The organism is Hydrogenophaga intermedia, from assembly GCF_000723405.1.
Classification (GTDB): Bacteria; Pseudomonadota; Gammaproteobacteria; order Burkholderiales; family Burkholderiaceae_C; genus Hydrogenophaga; species Hydrogenophaga intermedia.
The window spans coordinates 51,760-75,401 of record NZ_CCAE010000012.1; the positions used below are offsets into that span (position 1 = coordinate 51,760).

Here is a 23,642-nt window from a genome sequence, read left to right on the forward strand (position 1 = left end):
CTGCTTCATTCGGCCTTGATGCCCTGCGCCTTGATCAGCGCGGCCCAGCGGTCCGCGTCCCTGTTCACGAGCTTCGCAAAGCCCTCGGGCGTGTCGCTCGCCGGGTCCATGCCTTGGCCCTCGAAGGCCTTCTTCACCTCCTCGCTGCGCAGGATGTCGTTGATCTCGCGGTTGAGCGTGGCCACCTGCGCGGCGGGCATGCCCTTGGGCGCGAAGACGCCGTACCACATGTCCACGTTCACATCGCCCGCCTTGGCCTCGCTCAGTGTGGGCAGGTCGGGCAGCAGCGGGTGGCGCTTGTCGCTGCCGATGCCCAAAGCCACCAGCCGGCCACTGCGCACCTGCGGCAGCGCCACGTGGATGGGCAGGAACATGGCGTCGACCTGGCCACCGATCATGTCGGTGACGGCCGGGCCGGTGCCGCGGTAGGGAATGTGCGTGAGGAAGACCTTGGCGGTGTTCTTGAAGAGCTCCATCGACAGGTGGTGCGGCGTGCCCACGCCGGGCGAGGCGTAGTTGAGCTTGCCGGGGGCCTTCTTCGCGGCGGCGATCAGATCGGCCGCCGTCTTGAAGCCCGAACGCGGGTGCGTCACCAGGATGAGTTGGCCCCAGCTCGTCAGGCTCACTGGCTGCAGGTCGCGCAGCGGGTCGAAGGGCATCTGCGGGTACAGGCTGCGGTTCATCACCAGCGTGTTCACGCTCACCAGCAAGGTGCTGCCGTCGGGCGCGGCGCGCACCACGGCCTCGGTGCCGATGTTGCCGGAGGCGCCCGCGCGGTTCTCCACCACCACCGGGCGCTTGAGGCGCTCGGACAGCCTGGGCCCCACGGTGCGGGCGATGAGGTCGATACCGGTGCCCGGCGTGAAGGGCACGATGAGGCGCAGCGGGCCTTCCTGCGCGGCGGCCTGGCCCGCCGTAGCGAGCAGCGCCAGAGCGACAAGGCCGCGGCGGGTGAACGGAATGCCTGGGTTCATGCGATGTCTCCGATCGTTAGCATGCTATCCATGTTCCAGAAAGTTCGCCTGTCGCACATCCGTAGAATCCCGATCGCCCGACGAACGCCATGACCTTGAACGACCTTTACCAGCGTCCCGGTTTCCTGCTCCGCCGCACGCACCAGATTTCGGCGGCGGTGTTCGAGAACGCCTGCGCCAGCGTTGGGCTCACGCCAGCACAGTATGGGGTGCTCACCGTGCTGGCGGCCGAGCCGGGGCTTGACCAGACGCGGCTGTCGCGCGCGCTGGCCTTCGACAAGGTGACGGTGATGCGCGTGCTCAAGGGCCTTGAGGAGCGGGGCCTGGTATCGCGCGAGCGCTCCAGCGTGAGCCGCCGCCAGATGACGGTGAGCCTCACCCCCGAGGGTGAGACCTTGCTGGCCGCCGCGCGCGAACCGGCCGAGCGCGCCTACCAGCGCCTGCTCTCGCCCCTCACGCCGGCCCAACGGCGCCAGTTGATCGAACTGTTGCAAACACTTACCGACGGCTTGGCCGACGAGGCTCGCGCGCCCTTTGTGCCGCTGGAAGCCAATGCCGCTGAGGCCTGTGCGCCGCGCACGCGCACGCGCCACTCCCCCAGCTGAGCGGGCGCCAGCGCAAGGCTGGCCCGACGATTGCTATGGCCTGCGGAAAGGGATTTGTCGATCCCGCCGTCCGCACCGGCGCGGACGATCACCGCACACGGGGGCAAAGTAGCGTGCAAACGATCGAGTCACATGAACTGGCGACGACCACAGGCCCGCTCGGCGTGGCCCCGCACGCGCCGCTGGCGGTGGCGTCGGCGTACCAGGGCGTGTGGGCCCGCACCCTGCTCGAAACACCGGCAGGCCGCGACACCACGAGTTGGGTCCGCTGGGTGCAGACCGGCAACTGGCACGGTGCCCTGAGCGACCCGGACGACACGCTGGGCCCGCGCAGCGGCCCCGGCGCTGAACACAGCGTGTTCCAGACGCCCGACCGCATCGTGCAGACCGCTTTGCGCGAACGCCAGTTGGCGGTGTGGGAACGCCTGCCAGCCTCGCGGGGGTGTCGCATCGCGCTCGCGCGACGCGACACGCAGGGCTTGCCCACGCAGGAGCGCTTGCTGGTCTGCGGGGAATACCTGCTGCACTTCAGGCCCACTCCCCACGGCGCGCCCGACCTGGCCTTCGGCCGACTGGATGAAACGGGCACGCACTGGCACGTCGAACGCACGAACCAGGCGCCAGTGGACGGGCGCGAGCGAGCGTGGCGCCTTCAGCGCCTGGGCATGGATCTGGCCACAGTGAATGGCGACGAGCCACTCGCAGGCACGTGGGAAGTGCTGGAGTGGCTCGAGATGTGAGCGCCGCCGCGCGGCGCTGATCGAATGGACCGGGCGCTGGGGCTCAGCGGTCGCGGCGACCGCCGCGTGGACCACCGGTGCGGTCACCGAAGCCACCGCCACGCGGGCCGCCGAAGCCGCCTTCGCGCGAACCGAAGCCACCTTCACGCGCGCCGCCGTTGGGGCGCTGGCCCCAGCCGCGGGACGGGGCCGGACGGTCTTCACCGCGCGAGAAACGCACGTCGCCGCGCGGGGCATCGCCACGCGGGGCACGGGCTTCGCCGTTGTAGGGCGCACGCGGCTCGTTGTTGTACGGCGCACGCGCTTCCCCACGCGTGGGGCGTGCATCGCCATGGGGCGCACGGCCCTCGCTACGGAAAGGGCGCGCCTCGCCGTAGGGCGCGCGGCCTTCACCACGCGACGGGCCCCAGCCCTCGCCACGGCCGGCCGGACGGCCACCCGGGCGGCCACCGCCACCGCGGCGGTCCTGCGACCATGCCTCGCGGCGCGGCGCCGGCGGGCGCTCGCGCGGCTCCAGGCCCGGCACCACCTCGGCCTTGAAGCGCTGCTGCGTGTAGGCCTCGATGTCGCTGATGCGGCGGCGGTCGCGGAACTCGGCGAAGGTGACGGCCAGGCCATCGCGGCCGGCACGGCCGGTGCGGCCGATCCGGTGCGTGTAATCCTCGGCCTTCATCGGCAGCCCGAAGTTGAAGACGTGGGTGATGGTCGGCACGTCGATGCCGCGCGCGGCCACGTCGGTGGCCACGAGAATCTGCACCTGGCCGTTGCGCAGCGCCATGAGACGGCGGTTGCGCAGGCCCTGGCTCAGCGCGCCATGCAGCGCCACGGCCGCGAAGCCGGCCTGCTGCAGTTCGGTGGCCAGGCCGTCGCATTCGATCTGCGTGCTGGCGAACACGATGGCCTGGTTGATCGAGGCGTCGCGCAGCCAGTGGTCGAGCAGCTTGCGCTTGTGGTCGGCGTGGTCGGCCCAGAACAGCACCTGCTTGATGTTGGCATGCTGTTCCTGCGGGCTGTCGATCTGCACCTTCTGCACGTGCTTGCCGTTGTCGTGCATCACGCGCATGGCGAGTTGCTGGATGCGCGGGGCGAAGGTGGCGCTGAACATCATGGTCTGGCGGCGCTGCGCGGTCAGAGCGTTGATCTCGGCAAGGTCGTCGGCGAAGCCCAGGTCGAGCATGCGGTCGGCTTCGTCGACCACCAGGAATTGCACCTGGTCGAGCTTGAGCTGCATGGAGCGCTGCAGGTCGAGCAGGCGGCCCGGCGTGGCCACCACGAGGTCGGCGTTCTGCAACTTGGCAATCTGCAACTGGTAAGGCATGCCGCCCACCACGCTGGCGATGCGCAGGCCACGGCAATGGCGCACCAGGTCGATGGCGTCGTGCGCTACCTGCTGGGCGAGTTCGCGCGTGGGGCACAGCACGAGGGCGCCAGGCGTGGCGGCCTTGAAGTGGCGCGGCAGCAGCGGGTTCTTGCGCTTGGGCGCCTTGGGCGCTGCCTCGCCGCGCGCGGTGGCTTCGGCCACCAGCCGCTCGCGCTCGGCGCGCTCGGCCGCTTCGCGCGCGGTCTGCTGCTCGATGAGGGTGTGCAGCACGGGCAGCAGGAAGGCCGCCGTCTTGCCGCTGCCGGTCTGGCTGGAGACCATCAGGTCGGCGTAGCGCTCCGCGCCTTCGGCTTTGATGGCCAGCGGCATCACCTTGGCCTGCACGGCCGTGGGCTGGGTGTAGCCCAGGTCGGCCACGGCCGACACGAGTTCGGGGGCCAGACCCAGCGCGGCGAAGGCGCTGGCGTCTACCGGCGCTTGCTGTTGTTGTTCGGGAGAGATCGCGGGCGAAGTTTCGCCGCGCGCTTCGAAAGCGTCGCTCATGTTCGTTCCTGCGCCCCGCAAATGAATGGGGCGCCAATGACCGAATGCCGCGCGGAGGGGAGATTCAAGCCCCGGGGCGTCGGATCCGTTCGTGGTTACACAACATCAACCACAAACGGTCCGCCCGGAAGCGGTGGCCCCTGCTCGCTCGCGCTGAATGGCGGGCGGTGTTCAGGGGCCGGGTGTGTGAGGCCAATGCACAAAAGGCTTCGCCGTTGCCAGCGAAGCCTCTAATTCTCGCACAGATCGGGGAAAACCCCAAGTGTTGGTCAGGCCATGACCGCAGCCACCAGGTGGAACAGCAGCGCAGCCAGCACCGCCGTGGCCGGCACGGTGACGATCCAGGCCGCCACGATGCGCATGACCACCGAGCGCTTCACGATTTCCTTTTTGTAGGCCTTCTTGAAGGCCTTGCGTTCGCCCTTGTCGAACACCGCGCCGTCCAGGCCGCGTACCTTGGCGCGCTGCTTCATGTCGGCCAGCATCTGCTTCTTTTCCTGCACCTCGGCGGCCTCGAAGCGCTGCATATAGGCCTCGACCTCCTCGCGGTCGGCGCCCTGGTGGCCGGCGCGCACCACGGCCTCCATCTTGGCGTAGTTGACCTTGAGCAACTCGCGCAAGAAACCCACGCCGAACACGGCGCCGATGGAGATGTGCGTGGTCGACACCGGCATGCCCAATTGCGAGGCCACGATCACGGTGAGCGTGGCGGCCATGGCGATGGAGTACGCCCGCATCTGGTCGAGTTCGGTGATCTCCTTGCCCACGGTGCGGATGAGCTTGGCGCCGTACAACCCCAGGCCCACCGACAGACCGATCGCGCCCAGCACCATGATCCACATCGGCGTACCCGCCGTGGTGGCGATGGCGCCTTCCTTCACGGCCTCGTAGATGGCAGCCAGCGGGCCCACGGCATTGGCCACGTCGTTGGCACCGTGCGCGAAGCTCAGGAGCGCGGCGGAGCAGACCAGCGGCCACGTGAAGAGCTGGTTGACCCCGTCCTTGGAGTTGTCCTGGCGCAGCGCGATGCGGCCGATGGGTTGGCGGACGAGGGCCCAGACCAGCGCTGCCACGGCCAGACCCGCGATCAGCGCAACAGGAAAAGACACCTTGACGATCTGACTCACGCCCTTGAGCAGCATGTAGGTGGTATAGGACCACACCATCAGCGCGATCAGTACCGGCACGACGCGCGCGGCGGCCTCGGTCTTCTCGGTGCGGTAGGTCACGCTGCGCTTGATGAGGTACAGGAAGGCGGCGGCGATCAGCGCCCCGGCGACCGGCGAGATGACCCAGCTCGCGACGATCGCGCCGATGGTGGGCCAATGCACCAGGCCCCAGCCGCCCGCGGCGATGCCCGCGCCCATGACGGCACCGATGATGGAGTGCGTGGTGGACACCGGCGCACCCAGTGCCGTGGCCAGGTTGAGCCATAGCGCGCCGGCCAGCAGGGCCGAGAACATCACCCAGGCGAACAAGGTCGGGTCGGCGATGTCAGCCGGGTCGATGATCCCGCCCTTGATCGTGCTGACCACGTCACCGCCGGCGACGATGGCGCCCAGGGCCTCGAACACCGCCGCGACGACGATCGCCCACCCCATGGTCATGGCGCCCGAACCCACGGCCGGGCCCATGTTGTTGGCCACGTCGTTGGCGCCGATGTTCATGGCCATGTAGGCGCCGACCGCGGCCGCGATGATCAGCAACCACACCGCCGTGCGGCTCAACCCCGCGTCGGCCGCGCCAGTGAGCGAGGCGTACAAGCCCACCAGCAAAAGAAAGGCCACCGCAGTGGCCAGTTGCAGCGCCTCGAAGTGGCGCTCGACGAAGGGACGGGATTTCTTCTTCATGTGAAATCTGTGTGAACGTCGTCACATTGTCACATCATCACAGCAGGCCAGCCGCCGCGATGACCGGCTCAGCGCAGGAACTGCGCGCGGTAGTGCTCCAGTTCGTCGATGGACTCGTGCACGTCGGCCAGCGCGGTGTGCATCTGACGCTTCTTGAAGGCGTCGACCACCTCCGGGCGCCAGCGCTTGGCCAATTCCTTCAGCGTGCTCACGTCGACGTTGCGGTAGTGCAGGTAGGCCTCGAGCCGGGGCATGTACTTCACGAGGAAGCGGCGGTCCTGCCCGATGGTGTTGCCGCACAGCGGCGAGGCCTGCTTGGGCACGTAGCGCGCGATAAAGTCGATGAGCTGCTGCTCGGCCTCGGCTTCGCTCACGGCGCTGGCGCGAACCTTGTCGATGAGACCGCTGCGACCATGCGTGCCCTTGTTCCAGGCGTCCATGGCGTCGAGCACTGCGTCGCTCTGGTGGACCACGATGACGGGGCCTTCGATGCGCGGCGTGAGCTGAGGGCCGGTGATGACCACCGCGATCTCCAGCAGCCTCTCCTTCTCGGGGTCCAGACCGCTCATTTCACAGTCGATCCAGACCAGGTTCTGGTCGTTCTTCGCGAGCGCGGGCATCTCGGGGGCGGTGATATCAGCGGGATTCGAACTCATCCCGCGATTCTCCGTCATCTGCCCGGGCCGGCGCTGACGCATGGGCGCCGGTAGACTGGCGCCTTCATGGACACCGCCTCCCTCGCCTTCACCGCCGTTTTCTGCACCCTGCTGGTGCTGGGCCTGCTCACGCGCTTCGCACTGGCCAGCCGGCAGATCCGTCACGTGGCGCGCCACCGCGACCAGGTGCCCACGCCGTTCGATGCCACCATTGCGCTCGACGCGCACCGCAAGGCCGCCGACTACACCATCGCCAAAGCCCGCTTCGGGCTGCTGGCCACCGCCTTCGAAACCGCCGTGCTCATCGGCTGGACGCTGCTCGGCGGCCTGAACGCCCTCAACCTCGCGCTGCTGGACCTCATGGGCCCGAGCCTTTGGCAACAGCTCGCGCTGATCGCCACCTTCGCGCTCATCGGCGGCCTGCTGGGCCTGCCCTTCTCCTGGTACGCCACCTTCCGCCTCGAAGAGCGCTTCGGTTTCAACAAGACCAGCCTGGGCCTGTGGATCGCCGACGGCCTCAAAGGCAGCCTGCTGGGCGCGGTCATCGGTCTGCCGCTGGCGGCGCTGGTGCTCTGGCTCATGAGCGCGGCCGGCGACACCTGGTGGCTGTGGGCCTGGGGCGTGTGGATGGTGTTCAACCTGCTCGCGCTGGTGCTCTACCCGACGCTCATCGCGCCACTGTTCAACAAATTCGAGCCGCTCGCCGACGAGTCCGTGAAGGACCGCGTGAACGCGCTCATGGCGCGCTGCGGGTTCTCGGCCCAGGGCCTGTTCGTCATGGATGGCAGCAAGCGCAGCGCGCACGCCAACGCCTACTTCACCGGCTTTGGCTCGGCCAAGCGCGTGGTGTTCTTCGACACCCTGCTGCAGCAACTCACGCCCGACGAGATCGACGCCGTGCTGGCGCACGAGCTTGGCCACTACCGCCTGCGCCACATCACGCAGCGCGTGCTGATGCTGTTCGCGCTGAGCTTCGTGGGCTTCGCGGCGCTGGGCTGGGCGGCCTCGCAGGCCTGGTTCTACACCGGCCTCGGCGTGGAGCCCGACCTGGGCGCGCCCAACGACGCCCTTGCGCTGATCCTGTTCCTGCTGGCGGTGCCCCTGTTCACCTACTTCCTGTCGCCACTGGCCGCGCAACTGTCGCGCAAGCATGAGTTCGAGGCCGACGCCTTCGCGAAGGAGAAGACGCGCGGTACCGACCTCGCCAGCGCCCTGCTCAAGCTCTACAAGGACAACGCCAGCACGCTCACTCCCGACCCGCTGTACGCGCGCTTCTACTACTCCCACCCCCCCGCCAGCGAACGTCTGGCGCGTCTGCAAACCGCCTCGCCTAAGAGCGCCTGACCATGAATCCCATCCACCAGAACCGCCGCGCGCTCAACGCTACCGAGATCGTCACTCAGCTCAGCCAGCTCAACGGCAGCGAGGCCGATGGCTGGAAGCTCATCGACGGCTCGATCGAGCGCACCTTCAAGTTCGCCAACTACCACGAGACCATGGCCTTCGTGAACGCCATGGCCTGGATCGCCCACCGCGAGGACCACCACCCCGACGCGGCTTTCGGCTACAACCGCTGCACCCTGCGCTTCAACACCCACGACGTGAACGGCATATCGGTGAGCGACTTCCATTGCGCGGCGGCGGTCAACGCCTTGCTCGCGTCCTGATGGGCGGCACGCGTCCCGCCCGTGTGGTGGCGGCCCACGGCCGCCATTGCCTGGTGGAGGGCGAAGACGGCCAGCGCACGCTGTGCCACCCACGCGGCAAGAAGAGCGCGGTGGTGGTGGGCGACATCGTCGCCTGGCAGCCCACGGGCGACGAGGGCAGCATCGAACGCATCGAGACGCGGCGCAACCTGTTCTACCGGCAGGACGAGATGCGCACCAAGGCCTTCGCGGCCAACCTCGACCAGGTGCTGATCCTGCTGGCGGCCGAGCCTGTGTTCTCCGAAAGCCAGCTCACGCGCGCCCTGCTCGCGGCCGAAGCCGAGGGCATCAGCGCCTTCATCGTGCTCAACAAGCAAGACCTGGGCGACGCCTTCGCGCAGGCTTGGGTACGACTGGAGGCCTACCGGCGCATGGGCACCGCCGTGCTGCCGCTGGGCCTGCAACAGGGCCAGGGCCTGGACGCCCTGCGCGAGCGCCTCACCGGCCGCCACACCCTGGTGCTGGGCCCCTCGGGCGTGGGCAAGAGCACCCTGGTGAACCGACTGGTGCCCGAGGCTCGCGCCCAGACCGGCGAGATCTCGCGCGCGCTCAACACCGGGCGCCACACCACCACCAGCACCACCTGGTACTGGCTGGACGCGGCGCGGGAAAGCGCACTCATCGATTCGCCGGGCTTCCAGGAATTCGGCCTGCACCACCTGGAGGCCCAGCGCCTCGCGCAACTGATGCCCGACCTGCGCGCCACCCTGGGCGCCTGCCGTTTCTACAACTGCACGCACCGGCATGAGCCGGGCTGCGGCGTGCGGTCACACGTGGGGGCCGATCCGGCGAACGACCCGCTGGCGATCGACGAGGGGCGCTACCGGCTCTACAACGAGTTGTTCGACGAGCTGAGCAACAAGCGAACGTACTGAACGGCCGCTACACCCGCGCCAGCGTCAGCAGCGCCAGCAGCAGCATCCACAGCACCACCGCACGCCACACCAGGCCGACCACACTGCCGAGGTGGGCCAGCTGGGGTTCGGGGCGCGCACTGGGGTCGGTCTCGTCAGGCACCGGGTTCGCCGGGTCCTGCGGCGTCAGGCGCACGTTGATGGCCCCGGATGTGGCAGCGAGCACCACGCCGTCACTGCCAGGCGCGAAGCGCTCGGCGTCGGCGCGCCAGCTCGCCACCGCTTCCTCGAAGTTGCCCACCACCGCGAAACCCAGCGCCGTGATGCGCGCGGGCACGTGGTCTATCCAGCGCCAGGCGGTGGCCGAGGCCCGGCGCAGCGCCTCGCTGGGCGTGCCATCGGCGCGCCCGCGCCAGTTGCGCGACAGGTACTCGGCCAGGCGGTAGATCACTGCGCCCGCCGGGCCCAGGCCAATCACCCAGAACACAAGAAAGCACACGAACACGCCAAACACGTGACGGTGCGCCGCCAGCACCGAGTGTTCGATCACCTGGCGCAGCAATTCGGCGCGCGGCAAGGCACTCGCGTCCACCCTCAGCCATTGCGCCAGCTGCTCGCGCGCAGCGCGCTCGTCGCCGTCCTCCAGGCTGCGGCGGATCTCACTGAAGTGATGGCTGAACTGGCGAAACCCGAGCGTCACGTAGAGCACCGCCACCGTCCACACGAAGGCCAGCACCCCGCTCAGCTCCCACAGGCCGTGGTAGATCAGCGCCGCCAGCGCCGAGGGCACCCCCACGGCCAGCAGCCAGGCGAGCCAGCCGTGCGAGGACTGGCCGGCGTCGAGGTTGCGGCGCACGCCACGGCCCCAGGCGCGCAGACCGGCGTGCACGGGGTTGTTGAACGACAGGGGACGAGCCTGCTCGATGAGCAGCGCCAGCAGGATGGCCAGAAAACCCATGGGGCCGATGATAGTGGGCCCCCGGGCCCACGCCTTCACCGCACGCGACTCAGGCCGTGAGCAAGCGGTACAGGTTGCGCAGCATGCCGGCCGTGGCACCCCAGATGAAGCGCTCATGCTGGCCGTCGTGCCAGGGCATGGAATACCACTCGCGCACGGTGCCGTTGAGGTTCATGAGGTGGCGGCGGTGGTGGCGCGGGTCCATCAGGAAGCCCAGCGGCACCTCGAAGACGTCGTCCACCTCGTGCGGGTTGGGCTGCAGCACGAAACCCGGCTGCACCAGAGCCACCACCGGCGTCACGTGAAAGGCCGTGCCGGTGATGTAGACCGGCAGCGTGCCCAGCACCTCGACGTTCTGCGCGGGCAGGCCGATCTCCTCGTGCGCCTCGCGCAGGGCGGCGGCCACGGCGTCGGCGTCCTCCGGATCGACCTTGCCGCCCGGAAAGGCGATCTGGCCAGAATGGGTGGACAGGGTGGACGTACGCTGCGTGAGCAGCAGCTTCAGTTCGTCACGCACCACCAGCGGCAGAAGCACCGCCGCGTCGGCCGGCTCGCGGTCGGCGAAACGCCGCTCGCGAACGAACTCGGGTGTCCAGATTGGCGGCGCCTCAAACAACGAGCGCAGACCGTCCGGGGTGAGCCGGTGCGCGGCCGCTGGCGCCAAGCCCTCACTCGTGCCCGTGGCCACCACGGGCACGGTGCGCGGATCGAACGGCGGGATGTGGACGACGGGTTCGGTCATGGATGGATGGACGGACCGGCGACAAAAAAGCCGCTCCGGGGAGCGGCTTTTTCCGGGGTGCTGGATCAGGCGCCCAGCTTTTCCTTGATGCGGGCCGACTTGCCGCTGCGCTCGCGCAGGTAGTACAGCTTGGCGCGGCGCACGTCGCCGCGGCGCTTCACTTCAATTTTGGCGATCAGCGGGCTGTACAGGGGGAAGGTCCGCTCCACGCCTTCGCCGCTGGAGATCTTGCGCACGATGAAGCTGGAGTTCAAGCCGCGGTTGCGGCGGGCGATCACGACGCCTTCGTAGGCCTGCACGCGCTTGCGGGTGCCTTCGATGACGTTGACGCTGACGATCACGGTGTCGCCGGGGGCGAAAGGCGGGATGGTCTTGCCGAGGCGGGCAATCTCTTCCTGCTCGAGGGTCTGGATGAGGTTCATGGTTCCTGTTCCACGATCATGGCCGCGCTGCACGAAAGGCCGCGAATCCGTTGCCCTTCAAGGGCATCGATCGGTCGCGGCGGCCGGCCAGAGGATCGAAAAGCCCACCATTATAGCCAGAGCGGGCCGGCGGGCGGAACCCACGTCCTGCCGGCTCAGCCCAGGCTGCGCAGGAAGCGCTCGTCCTGCGCAGCCAGGCGGCCCTCGGCGCGGGCCCTGGCGATGAGGTCAGGGCGCTGGCGGGCGGTGAGCGCCAGGCGCTGCTCGCGCCGGTATCGCTCGATGCGCTCGTGGTGTCCGCCCAACAGCACCGGCGGCACCCCCAGGGGGCCTTGCGGGCCCTGCCAGAGCTCGGGACGGGTGAAGTGCGGGCTGTCCAGCAGGCCGTCGAGAGCCGGGTTGAAGCTGTCCTGCTGGTGGCTGCCCTCGTCGCCCAGCACGCCGGGCTGCAGGCGCGCCACGGCATCCAGCAGGGCCATGGCCGGGATCTCACCGCCCGAAAGCACGAAGTCGCCCAGGCTGAGTTGCACATCCACACAGGCATCGATGAATCGCTGGTCGATGCCCTCGTAGCGCCCGCAAACCAGCACAGCACCCAGCGGCCCGCTGGCCCAGGCCTCGACGCCGGCGTGGTCCAGCCGACTGCCCACGGGCGAGAACAGCACCACCGGGGCACGCGCGCCCTCAGGCTCGGCACGCTCGGCACGGATCGCCTGCAGGCAGCGCCACAAGGGCTCGGCCATCATGACCATGCCGGGCCCGCCACCGAAGGGGCGATCGTCCACGCGCCGGTAGTTGCCCTCGGCGAAATCGCGCGGGTTCCACAGGCGCACGTCGACCTGCTTCGACTCGAACGCGCGGCGGTTGATGCCGTGCGCGAGAAACGGCTCGAACAGCTCGGGGAACAGGGTGATGACGTCGAAGCGCATACCAGCGATTGTGGAGGGCAGCGACCCGCGCAGCGGCGCAGCTTGGGGGCACGTCAATAGTCTTTGTGCCAGTCGGCCGTGATGCGGCGCGCGGCGCGGTCCACGTCGTCGATGTACGCGTCGACGAAGGGAATCATCCGCTCGGCGGGGCGTTCCTCGCCATCCACCATGTCGAGGTATTCCAGCACGAGCACCGAGGTCGGCCCGGTGCTCATCAGGTCGCGCACCACGCCGAGCGCCTCGCCCTCGCGGTTGACGACCGTGAGGCCGATCAGGTCGACCCAGTAAAACTCGCCCGCCTCGGGCTCGGGAAAGGCGCTGCGCGGCAGGCTGATGCGGCAGCCCTTGAGGGACTCCGCCAGGTTGCGGTCGTCCACGCCCTCGAGCCGGGCGACGAGGCCATCGGCATGGGCCCTGATCTCGGCCACACGCACGGATACGCAGCCCGAGAAAACAGAAAAGCCGCGCGCGAAGCGGGCTTCGGGCGGCTGAAGAAACCAGTCTTGACTGGCGAACAGCGCGTCGGTGTCGGCGCTGTGGGGGTGGATGCGGACCCAGCCCTTGATGCCCCAGGCGTCCTGGATGCGGCCCAGTTCGACGGCATCGGCCGGCAGGGCCGACGCGACCAGGGCCGCGGACATGGCGCGATCAGGCGGCCGGGGCGGCGGCCTTGGCTTCCTTGACCAGGCGCGCGACCGTGTCGGACGGGGTGGCACCCACGCCGATCCAGTAATTCAGGCGGTCGCTGGCGATGCGCAGCTTCTCTTCGCCGCCTTTGGCGTTGGGGTTGTAGAAACCCAGGCGTTCGATGAAGTTGCCATCACGGCGCGAACGCTTGTCGGCGGCGACGATGGTGTAGAACGGACGTGCCTTGGCACCGCCGCGAGAGAGTCGAATGACGACCATGATTTATCCTTGGGTGGTTGAGCACACCCCGGCACTCCGGGGAATCGCGAACCTTGCGGTTCGCGGCTCATCGCAATTGATGCGCGGTTTTCTGCGGCGCCTGAGACACACGACTGACCACCCGGCCAGCGAAACACCGCAAAGCCGGCGATTATAGCCCGCCATCCCGTCCCGCAACGCCCCTGCCCCACCGGTCCGTTCATGCCCCTCATCCGCCCCAGCACCGACGACGACCTCGCCGCCATCACCCGCATCTACGCCCACCACGTGCTGCACGGCACCGGTACCTTCGAAACCACCCCGCCCACCGAGGCCGAGATGGCCCAGCGCCGCGCCGATGCGCTGGGCAAGGGCCTGCCCTGGCTGGTGATGGAAGAAGGCGGCCAGGTGCTCGGCTACGCCTACGGCAACTGGTTCAAGCCGCGCCCGGCCTATCGCTACTCGGTCGAGGACTCGATCTACCTCGCACCCGAGGCCGCCGGCAAGGGCCTGGGCCGGCTGCTGCTGGCCGAACTGCTCGCGGTGCTGCAGCGCGCGGGCATCCGCAAAGTGATGGCGGTGATCGGTGATTCGGCCAATGCCGGCTCCATCGGCGTGCACCGCGCACTGGGCTTCACGCCCGTCGGCACGGTGCAGGCCTGCGGCTGGAAGTTCGACCGCTGGCTGGACATCGTGATCATGGAAAAACCCCTGGGCGAGGCACACCACGCGCCGCCGAAGGAGGGCTGAACGTGACACGACGCAAGAACAAGACGCTGGCCGTCTGGCTGGCCCTCGTCGGTGGCGCCCTGGGCCTGCACCGCTTCTACCTGCGCGGCCTGGGCGACTGGGTGGGCTGGTTGCACCCCCTGCCCACCGCGCTGGGTTGGTACGGCGTGGAACGCGTGCTGGCGCACGGGCAGGACGACAAGCTGTCCTGGGTGCTGATCCCGCTGCTGGGCATGAGCATCGCGGCGGCCTGCCTCACGGGCATCGTCTACGCGCTGGCCGATAGCGAGAAATGGGACCGCTGGTTCAACCCCGCCAACCCCGGCGGAACAGCCGGCCACACCAATTGGCTCACCGTCATCGCGCTGGTGCTCTCGCTGCTCATGGGCACCATCGCCTTCATGGGCAGCCTGGCCTTCGGCTTTCAGCGCTACTTCGAGTACCAGGTGGAAGAAGCCCGCAAGATCAGCCAGTGATCAGCCGCCCAGCGGGTTGAGCCAGGTCATCACCGTCATCACCAGGCTCAGGGTGAACAGGGCCATCACTGTGGTGAGGCCGGTGGCGGCGATGGTGAGCGCCTGCGCCGTGTCGTAGCGCTGGGCGAACAGGAAGACGTTGGCGCCCACCGGCAGCGCCGCGGCCACCACCATCACGGTGAGCGGCAGGCCACCGATGCCAAGACCCCAGGCCGACAGGCCCACCAGCAGCGGCAGCAGCAGGTTCTTCACCAGCACCACGCCGAAGGCCGGCCGCCAGTGACCGGCCAAGGGCGTGCGCGCCAGGCTCACGCCCACCAGCACCAGCGCGATCGGTCCGAAAGCGCTGCCCAGCAGTTGCAGGGGCTTGTCGATCACCACTGGCAAGGACCAGCCCGTCTGCGCGAACAGCAGGCCGCTCAGGATGGGCAGGGGAATGGGGTGGATGAGCGTGCCCTTGATCACTGAGCCCAGCGTGGCCCACAAGGGCGGGGCAGCCTCACCGCGCTCGCGCGCTTCGCGCGCCACCACCAGCTCCAGCACCACCGAGCCCACGCTGAGCAGGATGAGCGCGTGCACCGACACCAGCGTGAGCATGGTCACCAGCGCGGTCTTGCCATAGGCCAGCTCGGCCAGGGTGATGCCGATCATCACCATGTTGGAGAACACGCTGGCCATGGCGATGACCACGCTCTCGCGGCTGAAGCCTCGCCAGGCCACGATGGCGAACAGGACCAACACCACCACGGGAAAGTAGGCCAGCACGGGGCGCAGGTCCAGCGCCTCCAGGTGCACCGAAGCCATGGTGCGGAACAGCAGCGCCGGGATGAGCAGCAGGAAGACGAGGTTGGACAAGTCCTTGACCGCCGAATCGCGTATCCATTCGCGCCGCCCCGCCAGGTAGCCCAGCGCGATCAGCAGGAAGACGGGCGTGAGGGAGACGAAAAGGGGGTGCTGGGCGAGGTTCACCCGGGGATGGTATCGCCCGTGCCCGGCCCACCCGGCCGGCTCAGCGGCTGCCCTCGGCCTCGCTCAGACGGTAATAGAGACCGTAGGGGTCGTTGTCGAGCACGTGAAACTTCCCCTCGACCACCACCGCCTCGAGCCGGTACTTCACCGGAGTTTTCGTGCGCACCTCCACCAGGCTCTCGGCACCGCCCGGGGTGCAGAACGAGCAGGTGAGCGGCACCGAAGCGAGCAGGAAATGGCGCTGGTTCTCGCCCGGCTCCAGCGGCAGCATGAAGCCGTGCAGCTTGAGGCGGCGCTGATCCAGCGCACGCACTTCGGGCGGGTAAACCGGCACGACGCGCTTGCGCTTGGCCACGGTCTTCACTTCGGTCCTCACGTCGGTGAGCAGCGACCAGGCAACCACGTCGTCCCGCGTGGGCAGCGGCGCGATGGGGCTTTGCGGGCTGTGCACGCCCGCGCCCTGGCCGTGCGGCAGACCCATGGGGCCGGTGTCGGCGGGTGGCGCGCCGAGCGGCGAGTTCAGCACCTGCGCGAAGGCTGGCCCCGAGGCCAGCCCCAGCAAGCTCAGCAGAACGTGACGTCGGAACAGATGCATGGATGGCGGAGCAAAGAGATCAAACCAGGGGCGCCGCGGAACCGGCTTTGCCGGGCCGCAGGCGCCGCCCCCTCGAGGGGGTCGCGCGCAGCGCGGCGGGGGTGATCGTCAGTGCACATGGCGCAAGCCGCAGTATTTGCCCAAGGCAAGACCCTTGCAAGCCGCCGCGAGCTCCGCCTGGCAGACCTTCTCGCCCTTGCCCGATTCCAGGCACTTGGCCGCGCCCTCGTGCGCGACGGCCATGGCGCGGTGGCGCTGGATGTCTTCCTGGATCTCCTTCTCGGAGTGCTGTGCGAAGGCGGTGCCCGCCGACAGCAGCGCGGCGAACAAGGCGGTGATGGTGAGGGGTTTCATGGATCAGCTCCGGGGGTTGAGAAGGGTGTGAACGTCAACGCGGTAGGCCGCGAGCGCGGGCAGGCCGGCGGCCAGCAGCGCGGCGCCCGCCGCCAACACCGGCACCCAGGCCAGGGCCGGTGGCCAGGCGCCGGCCTGCACCAGGGTAGGCAGCGCGGCGTCGCCCCACCAGCGGCCGGCCAGCGCGGCCAGGCCTTGCGCGGCGAGCAGGCCCAGGGCGCTGGCCAGCAGGGCCAGCCAGGCGGCTTCGGCCAGCAACAGCGCAGCCACGCGGCGCGGCGGCGCGCCCAGCAGGCGCAGCAGGGCCAGGTCGGCGCGGCGTTCACGCACCGCGCTCCAGAGGGCGATGAATACGGAGAGCGCGGCCACCACGAGCAGCACGCCCGCGAGCGCGCGCAGCACCTGCGTGCCCTGCCCGATCAGGCTGAGCAGTCGCGTCACTTCGACGGCCGGCGCCGCGGCCTGCAGCGGCGTGATGCTGTTGACGAAGCGCGGAAAGCTCGCCGCGGCCAGCGGGCTGCGGTAGCGCACCAGGCCGATGGTGATCTCGCGCTCGGCGTCCAGCGCGGCCTGCAGTTCGGCGCGCTCGTCGGCGCTCAGGTCCTTGTCGGTGTGCATCTCGTCGTGCACGAACCAGACCGATTCGGTGGCCGTGAGCACGAGTCGGTCGAGCACGCAGCCGCAGGGCCGCAGCACGCCGGTGACTTCGTAGGGTGTGCTGTCGTGCACCGCGCCGCCCACGCCCAGGCCGTGCGCGCCGACGAAGCGTGCGCCCACGTCCAGGCCGCTGCCGCGTGCGACCGCGTCGCCCAGCACGGCCTGCATGGGCGCTTGCCACGGCGCGCCGTGCGCCAGCGTGGCGCCGTAGAGCGAGAGGTAGTCGGTCGTGGTGCCGACGATGCGCCAGCCCTGCAGGTTGTCGCCCAGACTCAGCGGAATGAACTGCGCCACCTGGGGGTGTTCGGCGATGCGCCGCGCCTCGGCCAGGGGAATGTTGCCGGGCGGCACGTCCAGGTGGAACACGCCGGCGAGGATGAGCTGCATGGGGCTGCCCTTGGCGCCCACCACCGCGTCGATGCCCGCGAGGTCGCGCTCGAAGGCCCGATCGACCTGGTCGCGCGCCAGGATGAGGAAGGCGATGGACGCCAGGCCCAGGGTGAGCAGCAGCAGGTTGAGCGCGGCGGTCAGCGGGCGCGCCCACAGGTACTGCCAGGCCAGGCGCGGCAGGCCGTTGGTCATGCGCTGACCCCGACGGGCTCGAGCGCAAGCACTGCCGCGCCATGGAACATCGCGAGGGCTCGCGCGTCGTGCGTGGCGATCACCAGCGTGGCGCCAACACGCTGCGCCGTCTCGCGCAGCAGGGCCAGCGCCTGGGCACAGGCCGCGTCGTCCAGGCTGGCGGTGGGCTCGTCGGCCAGCAGCAGCGCGGGGCGCCGCAGCAGAGCACGCGCCAGCGCCACGCGCTGCGCCTGCCCGCCCGACAGGGCCGAGGGCCGGCGCTCGCGCAGGGTCTCGATGTCCAGCGCGACCAGCAGTTCGTCGATGGCGCGCCGGTCGACCGGCAAACCGGCGGCGCGGTAGGCCAGGGCCAGGTTGTCGGCCACGCTGAGGTCGGCGCTCAGGTGCAGGCGTTGCGGCAGCACGCCCACGGTGGCGCCTCGCCAGGCATCGCGCGCGGCGCCGCGCAGCGCGCCCACCGACTGGCCCGCCACCTCGATCGTGCCCTCACCGGGCGTCAGCAGCCCCGCCGCCAGCGCCAGCCAGGTGGACTTGCCGCTGCCCGAGGCACCGCGCAACAACAGCGTGCCACCCGCCGCCACGTCCACGTCGGCGAAGCGCAGGCGCGGGCCGCCGGGGTGCGAAAAGCCGAGCGCGCGGGTGCGGATCACGCCGCGCGCTCCGCCTCGGCGCAGGGCGCGCACACGCCGTGCAGGGCCAGTTCCACGCGCTCCACCACGTCGCCCTGGCGCGCCAGCGTGCGCTGCAGGTCTCGCAACCAGGCCTTGCCCGCGGCGGACACTTCGTCGAGCGCGCGGTCCTGCCCGCAACGGCGGCATTCGAAGCGCGGCTGCCAGCCGGTGGGTTGCGACCGCGCCGCGTCGCCTGGGCCTTGCAGCGTGTAGCGCCAGGTTCCGCGGTCGTCGCTGTGGCGCGCCAGCACCGCGCAGGCGGCCAGGCGATCGAGCAGGCGATAGAGCGTCACGCGATTCGGTTCGTGCCCGCGCAGGCGCAGCGCCTGCAGCACCTGCGCGTGCGTGAGCCCCTGCCCCGGCCGCGCCAGGAACACCCCCAGCGCCGCGCGCGTGGCCAGGGTGCGGCGCAGGCCGGCGGCCTCCAGCCGGGCCTGCAAGTGGTCCGGGACGGTGTCGGCGTCGATCGGGGAACGGGTCATAGCGGCGGCCTCGTATCGCAACTGAGTTGCAAATAATAACCCCATGCCCTGGCCCTGCCCACCGGCCGCCCACCGCCTGACTACACTGCCCGCTCCCTCACCCCCGGCCTCCACCTTGCCCGTCTCCCACCTGCTGCTCGCCCTCGCCGTCGTGGCCGTGTGGGGCACCAACTTCGTCGTGATCCGCTGGGGGCTGGACGGCCTGCCGCCCTTCCTGTTCGCCACCTTGCGCTTTGCGCTCTCGGCGCTGCCCTGGCTGCTGTTCGTGCCGCGGCCGGCCACGAGCTGGCGGTCCATGGCGGCCGTGGGCGTGCTGCTGGGCCCGGGGCAGTTCGGCCTGCTGTTCTTCGCCATCGACGGCCGCATCTCACCCGGCCTGGCCTCACTGGTGGTGCAGGTGCAGGTGTTCTTCACCATCGGCCTGTCGCTGTGGCTCATGCACGAGCGCGTGCGGGGCTTTCAGGTGGCGGGTCTGCTGTTGGCGATCGCCGGCCTGGGCCTGATCGCCGCCAACCTGGACGCGACGGTGACGATGGCGGGCCTGGGCTTGATCATCGGCGCGGCGTTCTTCTGGGCCTGCGCGAACCTCATGGTCAAAACGCTGGGGGAAGTGAACATGCTGCACTTCATGGTGTGGAGCAGTGTGTTCGCGGTGCCGCCGTTGCTGTTGATTTCGCTGCTGGTGGAGGGGCCGGCGCTGATCGCCCAGTCGCTGCGCGCGGCCGACGGGGTGGTGTGGGCGAGCGTGCTGTGGCAGGCCATCGGCAACACGCTGTTCGGCTACGGTGCCTGGAACTGGCTGTTGGCGCGGCACCCGGCGGCCACGGTGACGCCGATGGCGCTGCTGGTGCCGGTGTTCGGTTTGAGTGCCTCGGCGTTCAGTCTGGGGGAGGCGATGCCGGGGTGGAAGCTGGGCGCCTGTGCGCTGGTGCTGGGGGGGTTGGCGGTGATCGTGTTCTGGCCGCGGTGGCGGCGGGGGCGCTGACGGGGGCTCCCTTTCTCCGGCTAGGTCGGTCATCGGCGCTCGGGTGTCCGGCTCCGCGACTGTCCCCCGGAGCGGATCGCTGACGCGCTCCACTCCTCCTCCTTTATGTCGCTACGCCGGACACCCGATCACCGACGACCTCGTTGGCACTCGTCGGTTGGGGCGCCACCGTGCCTGTTGCTCGCGGACGCTGGGTGCCCTGCGCAGCGAAATAAAGGGGGAGGACGGCGCAGCCGTCCGGAGGACATTCGCGGAGCAGGGCACCCAGTGGCCGCGAGCTTCGCGAGGTGGTGGAGCGAAACGCAGCGAAACCTCACCCCAGCAAAAAAGCTACTTCGCCAACCGCGCAAAGGTCTTCCGGAACTTGGCCACCTTAGGCGCCGCCACCGCCATGCAATACCCCTGGTGCGGATTGCGCTCGAAGAAGTCCTGGTGGTAGTCCTCGGCGGGCGAGTAGTTCTCCAGCGGCTTCACCTCCGTCACGATGGGACGGCCGAAGGCGTTCTCCTTCGTCAGCTCGTCGATGATGGCCTGCGCCTCGGCCTGCTGCTCGGGCATGGTGAAGTAGATGCCGCTGCGGTACTGCGTGCCCACGTCGTTGCCCTGGCGGTTCAGCGTGGTCGGGTCGTGCACCACGAAGAAAATCTCCAGCAACTCGCGCGTGCTCACCTCGTGCGGGTCGTACTCCAACCGCACCACCTCGTTGTGGCCGGTCGTGCCCGTGCACACCTGCTCGTAACTGGGCTGTTTCGCGTGGCCGTTGCTGTAGCCGGACTCCACGTCGGTGACGCCACGCACTTCCTTGTAGACCGATTCCGTGCACCAGAAGCAGCCGCCACCGAGCACCAGTACCTGCTTGTCGCTCATCTTGATTTCTCCAATGGTCCTTGCCTGAACGTGTGTCGATACAGGCGCGGATTTCTTTCAACCGATCATTCTGCGGGCTGAGCGAAGCCCCGCACAGCTTCAAGGAATGCGGACAAGGCCGCGCTCTCGCCACCCTCACGCCAGAGGCAACGCGTCTCATACGGCGGCGAATCCCCCTGCAGCGGCACGAAGGCCGCGCCCGGCAAGCCGGCCTGCTGCAGCGCCGCCGGCACCAGCGACACCCCCAGCCCTTGCGCCACCAGCGACACCACGCTGAGCCAGTGCCGCAACTCGAAGCGCACGTCGGGCTCGAACCCGTGATCGGCGCAGAGCGCGAGCAGGCGGTCGTGGTAGTCGGGCGAGACGGCGCGCGAGATCGCCACGAAAGGCTCGCCCGCCAGCAACGCCGGGGACAGGTGGCGCTTGCGCCCCAGCGCATGCTGCGCCGGCACGCAGGCCACAAAGGCCTGGCGCGACACCAGCACCTGCGCGCAGCCCGGCGGCACGCGCGGCGTGTGCACGAAGCCGGCCTCCAGCCGCCCGTGCTGCAGGTCGATGAGCTGGTCGCTGGAGCTCATCTCGCGCAGCACCAGTCTCAGACGCGGGTGGCGCTGCGCGAAGCTGCGCAGAATCTGCGGCAGGCCTCGATACAGCACCGTGCCCGCAAAGCCCACGCGCAACTGGCCGCTCACGCCCTGCGCCACCTCTCTGGCCTCTCGCGCGGCGCCAGCGGCCGCGTCCAGCAGGGCCCGCGCGCGCGGCACGAAGGCCTGGCCGGCGGGCGTGAGGGCCACGCCACGGCTGTTGCGCACGAACAGCGGCGCACCCACCGAGGCCTCCAGTTGCTGGATGTTGAGCGACAGCGGCGGCTGCGTCATGGCCAGTCGCGCCGCGGCGCGGCCGAAGTGCAATTCCTCGGCCAGGGCCAGGAAACAGCGCAGGTGGCGGAACTCCATGCCCTTCTCCATCGATATGCCGTTCGAATCCTTGAATACAGCATCGATATTAGACAGCTATGGTCCTCAGGCGGACAATCCGCCGATTCGACCACCGCACCCGGAGACAAGCCATGCTCTCGCCCCAGAAGTCCAAGGCCAGCTTCAGCTGGGAAGACCCGTTCCACCTCGACGGCCAGCTCAGCGACGACGAGCGCGCCGTGCGCGACGCCGCCCACGCCTACTGCCAGGAACGCCTGCTGCCGCGCGTGACCGAGGCCTTCCGCAAGGAAAACACCGACCCGGCCATCTTCCGCGAGATGGGTGAGCTCGGCCTGCTGGGCGCGACCGTCCCCGAGCAATACGGCGGTGCCGGCCTGAACTACGTCTGCTACGGCCTGGTGGCGCGCGAGGTCGAGCGCATCGACTCCGGCTACCGCTCCATGATGAGCGTGCAAAGCTCTCTGGTGATGGTGCCAATCAACGAGTTCGGCACCGAGGCGCAGAAGCAGAAGTACCTGCCCAAACTGGCCACGGGCGAATGGATCGGCTGCTTCGGCCTGACCGAACCCAACCACGGCTCCGACCCGGGCAGCATGGTGACGCGCGCGAAGAAGGTGGCCGGCGGCTACAGCCTGTCGGGCGCCAAGATGTGGATCACCAACAGCCCGATCGCCGACGTGTTCGTGGTCTGGGCCAAGGACGACGAAGGCGCCATCCGCGGCTTCATCCTGGACAAGGGCGCCAAGGGCCTCTCCGCCCCCGCCATCCACAGCAAGGTGGGCCTGCGCGCCTCCATCACCGGCGAGATCGTGATGGACAACGTCTTCTGCCCCGAGGAGAACGCCTTCCCCGAGGTGCGCGGCTTGAAGGGCCCGTTCACCTGCCTGAACAGCGCGCGCTACGGCATCGCCTGGGGGGCGTTGGGCGCGGCGGAAGACTGCTACTTCCGCGCCCGCCAGTACGTGCTGGACCGCCAGCAGTTCGGCCGCCCGCTCGCGGCCAACCAGCTCATCCAGAAGAAGCTGGCCGACATGCTGACCGAGATCAGCCTGGGCCTGCAGGGCTGCCTGCGCCTGGGCCGCATGAAAGACGAAGGCACCGCCGCCGTGGAGATCACCTCCATCCTCAAGCGCAACAGCTGCGGCAAGGCGCTGGACATCGCGCGCCTGGCGCGCGACATGATGGGCGGCAACGGCATCAGCGACGAGTTCGGCGTGGCGCGCCACCTGGTCAACCTCGAGGTGGTCAACACCTACGAAGGCACGCACGACGTGCACGCACTCATCCTGGGCCGTGCGATCACGGGTATCGCCGCGTTCAACTGAGCGCAGGTCGCAAGTCAGGCCCGCTTGCTGTCCGCGTACCGGCGCGCACTCCCACCGGATCTCGCGGGTGAGGATCAGCTGGCGGCAACCACCGGGCGTTGCGGCTCCTCGGGTGGCAGGGGCGCCACCACTCGCCCTCCCACATTCACCTGGCTGCCGTTGACCTTGTAGCTGCCGGCCTTGGTGAACGTGATCTGCCGCCAGTGCGGGTCGAGAAGGCAGATCTTCGGCCGGCGGCCGGCGGCACTTCGGAGGTGCCCGAAGCGCGAGGACAACTGGTCCTCCCACGACCAGACCTCGACCTCCCAACCGCGCTTGAGCGCCCGCTCGACCTGGCGGCTGAAGCTGTTGCCGAACTCGGTCTCCTTGCCGTCGCCGGTGACGAGCACCAGCGTCTGCGGCGGATCGAAGTCGAGCAGCGCGTTGGAGATCTGGAGGATGAGCATCTCGTCCACCGCCTGCTCACCCAGCCGGCCGTCGTAGCGCTCCACCTGCTTGAGAAGTTTGGTGTCGTAGCCCTGACGGTGGGCGTAGTCCCACAACTGGTCGTTCCCGCCGACCACGGAGCCCGCCAGCACACGGGTGATGACCTTGCCCGGGCGCTCAACGAGCTGAAACAGGTTGCGCCAGTAGATGCGCACCGCCAGCCACACGGCGTCGGGCTCCAGGGTGGCCGCGGCGCGTTGCGCGCCCCAGATGATGTTGGAGTTGTCGATGAAAACGTGGCGGGACATGCGCAAGGACGGAAATAGGTGGGCACGGCCGGGGCCGCGTGGCGGCTGGATTGTCCCCCCGCCGCTGGGCAAATGACTCCCGCATCACCTGCC

At 69.2% G+C, this 23,642-nt stretch carries 28 protein-coding genes; 9 read left to right on the top strand and 19 right to left on the bottom strand.

Translation table 11 applies throughout. From position 1 onward, the window contains the following. Window positions 1-5: 5 nt before the first annotated feature. Entirely contained in the window at window positions 6-974 is a 969-nt protein-coding gene (locus tag BN948_RS09855; protein ID WP_009518058.1) for a tripartite tricarboxylate transporter substrate binding protein, read from the bottom strand. Window positions 975-1,063: 89 nt separating this feature from the next. Here BN948_RS09855 and BN948_RS09860 point away from each other — a divergent pair, with 89 nt between their 5' ends. Then, complete coding sequence (locus BN948_RS09860; RefSeq protein ID WP_009518057.1) at window positions 1,064-1,579, top strand: MarR family winged helix-turn-helix transcriptional regulator; 516 nt, start codon at window positions 1,064-1,066, stop codon at window positions 1,577-1,579. 113 nt (window positions 1,580-1,692) lie between these two features. Beyond that, the gene (locus BN948_RS09865; RefSeq protein WP_035621465.1) at window positions 1,693-2,319 is read left to right on the top strand and encodes a hypothetical protein; all 627 of its coding nucleotides are present in this window, start codon (window positions 1,693-1,695) and stop codon (window positions 2,317-2,319) included. Between the two features lie 43 nt (window positions 2,320-2,362). On the opposite strand, the gene BN948_RS09870 is transcribed toward BN948_RS09865, so the two are convergent. From BN948_RS09870 to orn, 3 genes are all read right to left on the bottom strand, one after another. Further along, window positions 2,363-4,183: a DEAD/DEAH box helicase gene (locus tag BN948_RS09870; RefSeq protein WP_009518055.1), complete on the bottom strand. Its 1,821-nt coding sequence runs from the start codon at window positions 4,181-4,183 to the stop codon at window positions 2,363-2,365. Between the two features lie 269 nt (window positions 4,184-4,452). Further along, complete coding sequence (locus BN948_RS09875) at window positions 4,453-6,033, bottom strand: inorganic phosphate transporter (protein WP_009518054.1); 1,581 nt, start codon at window positions 6,031-6,033, stop codon at window positions 4,453-4,455. 68 nt (window positions 6,034-6,101) lie between these two features. Further along, on the bottom strand, window positions 6,102-6,689 hold the full coding sequence (gene orn, locus BN948_RS09880; protein WP_009518053.1) for an oligoribonuclease: 588 nt from the start codon (window positions 6,687-6,689) through the stop codon (window positions 6,102-6,104). A 66-nt stretch (window positions 6,690-6,755) separates the two neighbouring features. Here orn and BN948_RS09885 point away from each other — a divergent pair, with 66 nt between their 5' ends. Genes BN948_RS09885 through rsgA form a run of 3 tightly spaced genes read left to right on the top strand, consistent with a single transcriptional unit; the run spans window position 6,756 to window position 9,270 of the window. Beyond that, window positions 6,756-8,033, top strand: coding sequence for a M48 family metallopeptidase (locus tag BN948_RS09885; protein ID WP_009518052.1), 1,278 nt, complete (start codon window positions 6,756-6,758; stop codon window positions 8,031-8,033). A 2-nt stretch (window positions 8,034-8,035) separates the two neighbouring features. Next, window positions 8,036-8,356, top strand: a complete 321-nt coding sequence (locus BN948_RS09890; RefSeq protein WP_009518051.1) for a 4a-hydroxytetrahydrobiopterin dehydratase — start codon at window positions 8,036-8,038, stop codon at window positions 8,354-8,356. Continuing rightward, entirely contained in the window at window positions 8,356-9,270 is a 915-nt protein-coding gene (rsgA, locus tag BN948_RS09895; protein WP_009518050.1) for a ribosome small subunit-dependent GTPase A, read from the top strand. The genes BN948_RS09890 and rsgA overlap by 1 nt, the downstream gene beginning before the upstream one ends. 7 nt (window positions 9,271-9,277) lie before the next feature. Here the strand turns inward: rsgA and BN948_RS09900 are convergent, their stop codons facing one another. From BN948_RS09900 to rpsP, 6 genes are all read right to left on the bottom strand, one after another. Next, window positions 9,278-10,207, bottom strand: coding sequence for a CobD/CbiB family protein (locus tag BN948_RS09900; protein ID WP_035621468.1), 930 nt, complete (start codon window positions 10,205-10,207; stop codon window positions 9,278-9,280). Between the two features lie 49 nt (window positions 10,208-10,256). Next, window positions 10,257-10,949 carry a CoA pyrophosphatase gene (locus BN948_RS09905; protein WP_009518048.1) on the bottom strand — a complete coding sequence of 231 codons (693 nt, stop codon included), beginning with the start codon at window positions 10,947-10,949 and terminating at the stop codon, window positions 10,257-10,259. Between the two features lie 65 nt (window positions 10,950-11,014). Continuing rightward, window positions 11,015-11,371: a 50S ribosomal protein L19 gene (gene rplS / locus BN948_RS09910; RefSeq protein WP_009518047.1), complete on the bottom strand. Its 357-nt coding sequence runs from the start codon at window positions 11,369-11,371 to the stop codon at window positions 11,015-11,017. Between the two features lie 155 nt (window positions 11,372-11,526). Continuing rightward, a complete protein-coding gene (gene trmD, locus BN948_RS09915; RefSeq protein ID WP_009518046.1) occupies window positions 11,527-12,300 on the bottom strand; it encodes a tRNA (guanosine(37)-N1)-methyltransferase TrmD in 774 nt (257 codons plus the stop codon). A 53-nt stretch (window positions 12,301-12,353) separates the two neighbouring features. Next, on the bottom strand, window positions 12,354-12,941 hold the full coding sequence (gene rimM / locus BN948_RS09920) for a ribosome maturation factor RimM (RefSeq protein WP_009518045.1): 588 nt from the start codon (window positions 12,939-12,941) through the stop codon (window positions 12,354-12,356). Window positions 12,942-12,948: 7 nt separating this feature from the next. Beyond that, the gene (gene rpsP, locus BN948_RS09925; protein ID WP_009518044.1) at window positions 12,949-13,206 is read right to left on the bottom strand and encodes a 30S ribosomal protein S16; all 258 of its coding nucleotides are present in this window, start codon (window positions 13,204-13,206) and stop codon (window positions 12,949-12,951) included. 201 nt (window positions 13,207-13,407) lie between these two features. Here rpsP and BN948_RS09930 point away from each other — a divergent pair, with 201 nt between their 5' ends. Both BN948_RS09930 and BN948_RS09935 read left to right on the top strand, forming a co-directional pair. After that, window positions 13,408-13,935 carry a GNAT family N-acetyltransferase gene (locus tag BN948_RS09930; protein ID WP_009518043.1) on the top strand — a complete coding sequence of 176 codons (528 nt, stop codon included), beginning with the start codon at window positions 13,408-13,410 and terminating at the stop codon, window positions 13,933-13,935. A 2-nt stretch (window positions 13,936-13,937) separates the two neighbouring features. Beyond that, a complete protein-coding gene (locus BN948_RS09935; RefSeq protein WP_009518042.1) occupies window positions 13,938-14,390 on the top strand; it encodes a TM2 domain-containing protein in 453 nt (150 codons plus the stop codon). Here BN948_RS09935 and BN948_RS09940 read toward each other — a convergent pair whose 3' ends face one another. The 6 genes from BN948_RS09940 to BN948_RS25630 form a co-directional block, all read right to left on the bottom strand. Next, complete coding sequence (locus BN948_RS09940) at window positions 14,391-15,359, bottom strand: AEC family transporter (RefSeq protein WP_009518041.1); 969 nt, start codon at window positions 15,357-15,359, stop codon at window positions 14,391-14,393. Between the two features lie 40 nt (window positions 15,360-15,399). Then, a complete protein-coding gene (locus BN948_RS09945) occupies window positions 15,400-15,954 on the bottom strand; it encodes a DUF3299 domain-containing protein (RefSeq protein ID WP_009518040.1) in 555 nt (184 codons plus the stop codon). A gap of 108 nt (window positions 15,955-16,062) precedes the next feature. Next, complete coding sequence (locus BN948_RS09950) at window positions 16,063-16,308, bottom strand: hypothetical protein (protein WP_009518039.1); 246 nt, start codon at window positions 16,306-16,308, stop codon at window positions 16,063-16,065. 3 nt (window positions 16,309-16,311) lie between these two features. Next, entirely contained in the window at window positions 16,312-17,547 is a 1,236-nt protein-coding gene (locus BN948_RS09955) for an FtsX-like permease family protein (RefSeq protein ID WP_009518038.1), read from the bottom strand. Then, the gene (locus BN948_RS09960) at window positions 17,544-18,197 is read right to left on the bottom strand and encodes an ATP-binding cassette domain-containing protein (RefSeq protein WP_009518037.1); all 654 of its coding nucleotides are present in this window, start codon (window positions 18,195-18,197) and stop codon (window positions 17,544-17,546) included. The genes BN948_RS09955 and BN948_RS09960 overlap by 4 nt, the downstream gene beginning before the upstream one ends. Further along, window positions 18,194-18,700: a Fur family transcriptional regulator gene (locus BN948_RS25630; RefSeq protein ID WP_009518036.1), complete on the bottom strand. Its 507-nt coding sequence runs from the start codon at window positions 18,698-18,700 to the stop codon at window positions 18,194-18,196. Before BN948_RS25630 ends, BN948_RS09960 begins: the two co-directional genes overlap by 4 nt. A 115-nt stretch (window positions 18,701-18,815) precedes the next feature. On the opposite strand from BN948_RS25630, the gene BN948_RS09970 reads away from it, so the two are divergent. Further along, window positions 18,816-19,685, top strand: coding sequence for an EamA family transporter (locus BN948_RS09970; RefSeq protein ID WP_035621472.1), 870 nt, complete (start codon window positions 18,816-18,818; stop codon window positions 19,683-19,685). A 330-nt stretch (window positions 19,686-20,015) separates the two neighbouring features. Here BN948_RS09970 and msrA read toward each other — a convergent pair whose 3' ends face one another. Together msrA and BN948_RS09980 are read right to left on the bottom strand one after the other, a co-directional pair. Beyond that, window positions 20,016-20,552, bottom strand: coding sequence for a peptide-methionine (S)-S-oxide reductase MsrA (msrA, locus tag BN948_RS09975; RefSeq protein ID WP_009518034.1), 537 nt, complete (start codon window positions 20,550-20,552; stop codon window positions 20,016-20,018). A gap of 65 nt (window positions 20,553-20,617) precedes the next feature. Further along, window positions 20,618-21,508: a LysR family transcriptional regulator gene (locus tag BN948_RS09980; RefSeq protein WP_009518032.1), complete on the bottom strand. Its 891-nt coding sequence runs from the start codon at window positions 21,506-21,508 to the stop codon at window positions 20,618-20,620. 113 nt (window positions 21,509-21,621) lie between these two features. On the opposite strand from BN948_RS09980, the gene BN948_RS09985 reads away from it, so the two are divergent. Next, window positions 21,622-22,815, top strand: coding sequence for an acyl-CoA dehydrogenase (locus BN948_RS09985; RefSeq protein WP_009518030.1), 1,194 nt, complete (start codon window positions 21,622-21,624; stop codon window positions 22,813-22,815). 74 nt (window positions 22,816-22,889) lie between these two features. On the opposite strand, the gene BN948_RS09990 is transcribed toward BN948_RS09985, so the two are convergent. After that, entirely contained in the window at window positions 22,890-23,549 is a 660-nt protein-coding gene (locus BN948_RS09990) for an NYN domain-containing protein (RefSeq protein WP_009518029.1), read from the bottom strand. Between the last annotated feature and the right edge of the window lie 93 nt (window positions 23,550-23,642).

What these genes read in the sequence shown, in the direction of transcription:
- BN948_RS09855 (WP_009518058.1), bottom strand. Translation starts at nt 974, where the DNA reads ATGAACCCAGGCATTCCGTTCACCCGCCGCGGCCTTGTCGCTCTGGCG.
- BN948_RS09860 (WP_009518057.1), top strand. Translation starts at nt 1,064, where the DNA reads ATGACCTTGAACGACCTTTACCAGCGTCCCGGTTTCCTGCTCCGCCGC.
- BN948_RS09870 (WP_009518055.1), bottom strand. Translation starts at nt 4,183, where the DNA reads ATGAGCGACGCTTTCGAAGCGCGCGGCGAAACTTCGCCCGCGATCTCT.
- BN948_RS09875 (WP_009518054.1), bottom strand. Translation starts at nt 6,033, where the DNA reads ATGAAGAAGAAATCCCGTCCCTTCGTCGAGCGCCACTTCGAGGCGCTG.
- orn (WP_009518053.1), bottom strand. Translation starts at nt 6,689, where the DNA reads ATGAGTTCGAATCCCGCTGATATCACCGCCCCCGAGATGCCCGCGCTC.
- BN948_RS09885 (WP_009518052.1), top strand. Translation starts at nt 6,756, where the DNA reads ATGGACACCGCCTCCCTCGCCTTCACCGCCGTTTTCTGCACCCTGCTG.
- BN948_RS09890 (WP_009518051.1), top strand. Translation starts at nt 8,036, where the DNA reads ATGAATCCCATCCACCAGAACCGCCGCGCGCTCAACGCTACCGAGATC.
- rsgA (WP_009518050.1), top strand. Translation starts at nt 8,356, where the DNA reads ATGGGCGGCACGCGTCCCGCCCGTGTGGTGGCGGCCCACGGCCGCCAT.
- BN948_RS09900 (WP_035621468.1), bottom strand. Translation starts at nt 10,207, where the DNA reads ATGGGTTTTCTGGCCATCCTGCTGGCGCTGCTCATCGAGCAGGCTCGT.
- BN948_RS09905 (WP_009518048.1), bottom strand. Translation starts at nt 10,949, where the DNA reads ATGACCGAACCCGTCGTCCACATCCCGCCGTTCGATCCGCGCACCGTG.
- rplS (WP_009518047.1), bottom strand. Translation starts at nt 11,371, where the DNA reads ATGAACCTCATCCAGACCCTCGAGCAGGAAGAGATTGCCCGCCTCGGC.
- trmD (WP_009518046.1), bottom strand. Translation starts at nt 12,300, where the DNA reads ATGCGCTTCGACGTCATCACCCTGTTCCCCGAGCTGTTCGAGCCGTTT.
- rimM (WP_009518045.1), bottom strand. Translation starts at nt 12,941, where the DNA reads ATGTCCGCGGCCCTGGTCGCGTCGGCCCTGCCGGCCGATGCCGTCGAA.
- rpsP (WP_009518044.1), bottom strand. Translation starts at nt 13,206, where the DNA reads ATGGTCGTCATTCGACTCTCTCGCGGCGGTGCCAAGGCACGTCCGTTC.
- BN948_RS09930 (WP_009518043.1), top strand. Translation starts at nt 13,408, where the DNA reads ATGCCCCTCATCCGCCCCAGCACCGACGACGACCTCGCCGCCATCACC.
- BN948_RS09945 (WP_009518040.1), bottom strand. Translation starts at nt 15,954, where the DNA reads ATGCATCTGTTCCGACGTCACGTTCTGCTGAGCTTGCTGGGGCTGGCC.
- BN948_RS09950 (WP_009518039.1), bottom strand. Translation starts at nt 16,308, where the DNA reads ATGAAACCCCTCACCATCACCGCCTTGTTCGCCGCGCTGCTGTCGGCG.
- BN948_RS09955 (WP_009518038.1), bottom strand. Translation starts at nt 17,547, where the DNA reads ATGACCAACGGCCTGCCGCGCCTGGCCTGGCAGTACCTGTGGGCGCGC.
- BN948_RS25630 (WP_009518036.1), bottom strand. Translation starts at nt 18,700, where the DNA reads ATGACCCGTTCCCCGATCGACGCCGACACCGTCCCGGACCACTTGCAG.
- msrA (WP_009518034.1), bottom strand. Translation starts at nt 20,552, where the DNA reads ATGAGCGACAAGCAGGTACTGGTGCTCGGTGGCGGCTGCTTCTGGTGC.
- BN948_RS09980 (WP_009518032.1), bottom strand. Translation starts at nt 21,508, where the DNA reads ATGGAGTTCCGCCACCTGCGCTGTTTCCTGGCCCTGGCCGAGGAATTG.
- BN948_RS09985 (WP_009518030.1), top strand. Translation starts at nt 21,622, where the DNA reads ATGCTCTCGCCCCAGAAGTCCAAGGCCAGCTTCAGCTGGGAAGACCCG.
- BN948_RS09990 (WP_009518029.1), bottom strand. Translation starts at nt 23,549, where the DNA reads ATGTCCCGCCACGTTTTCATCGACAACTCCAACATCATCTGGGGCGCG.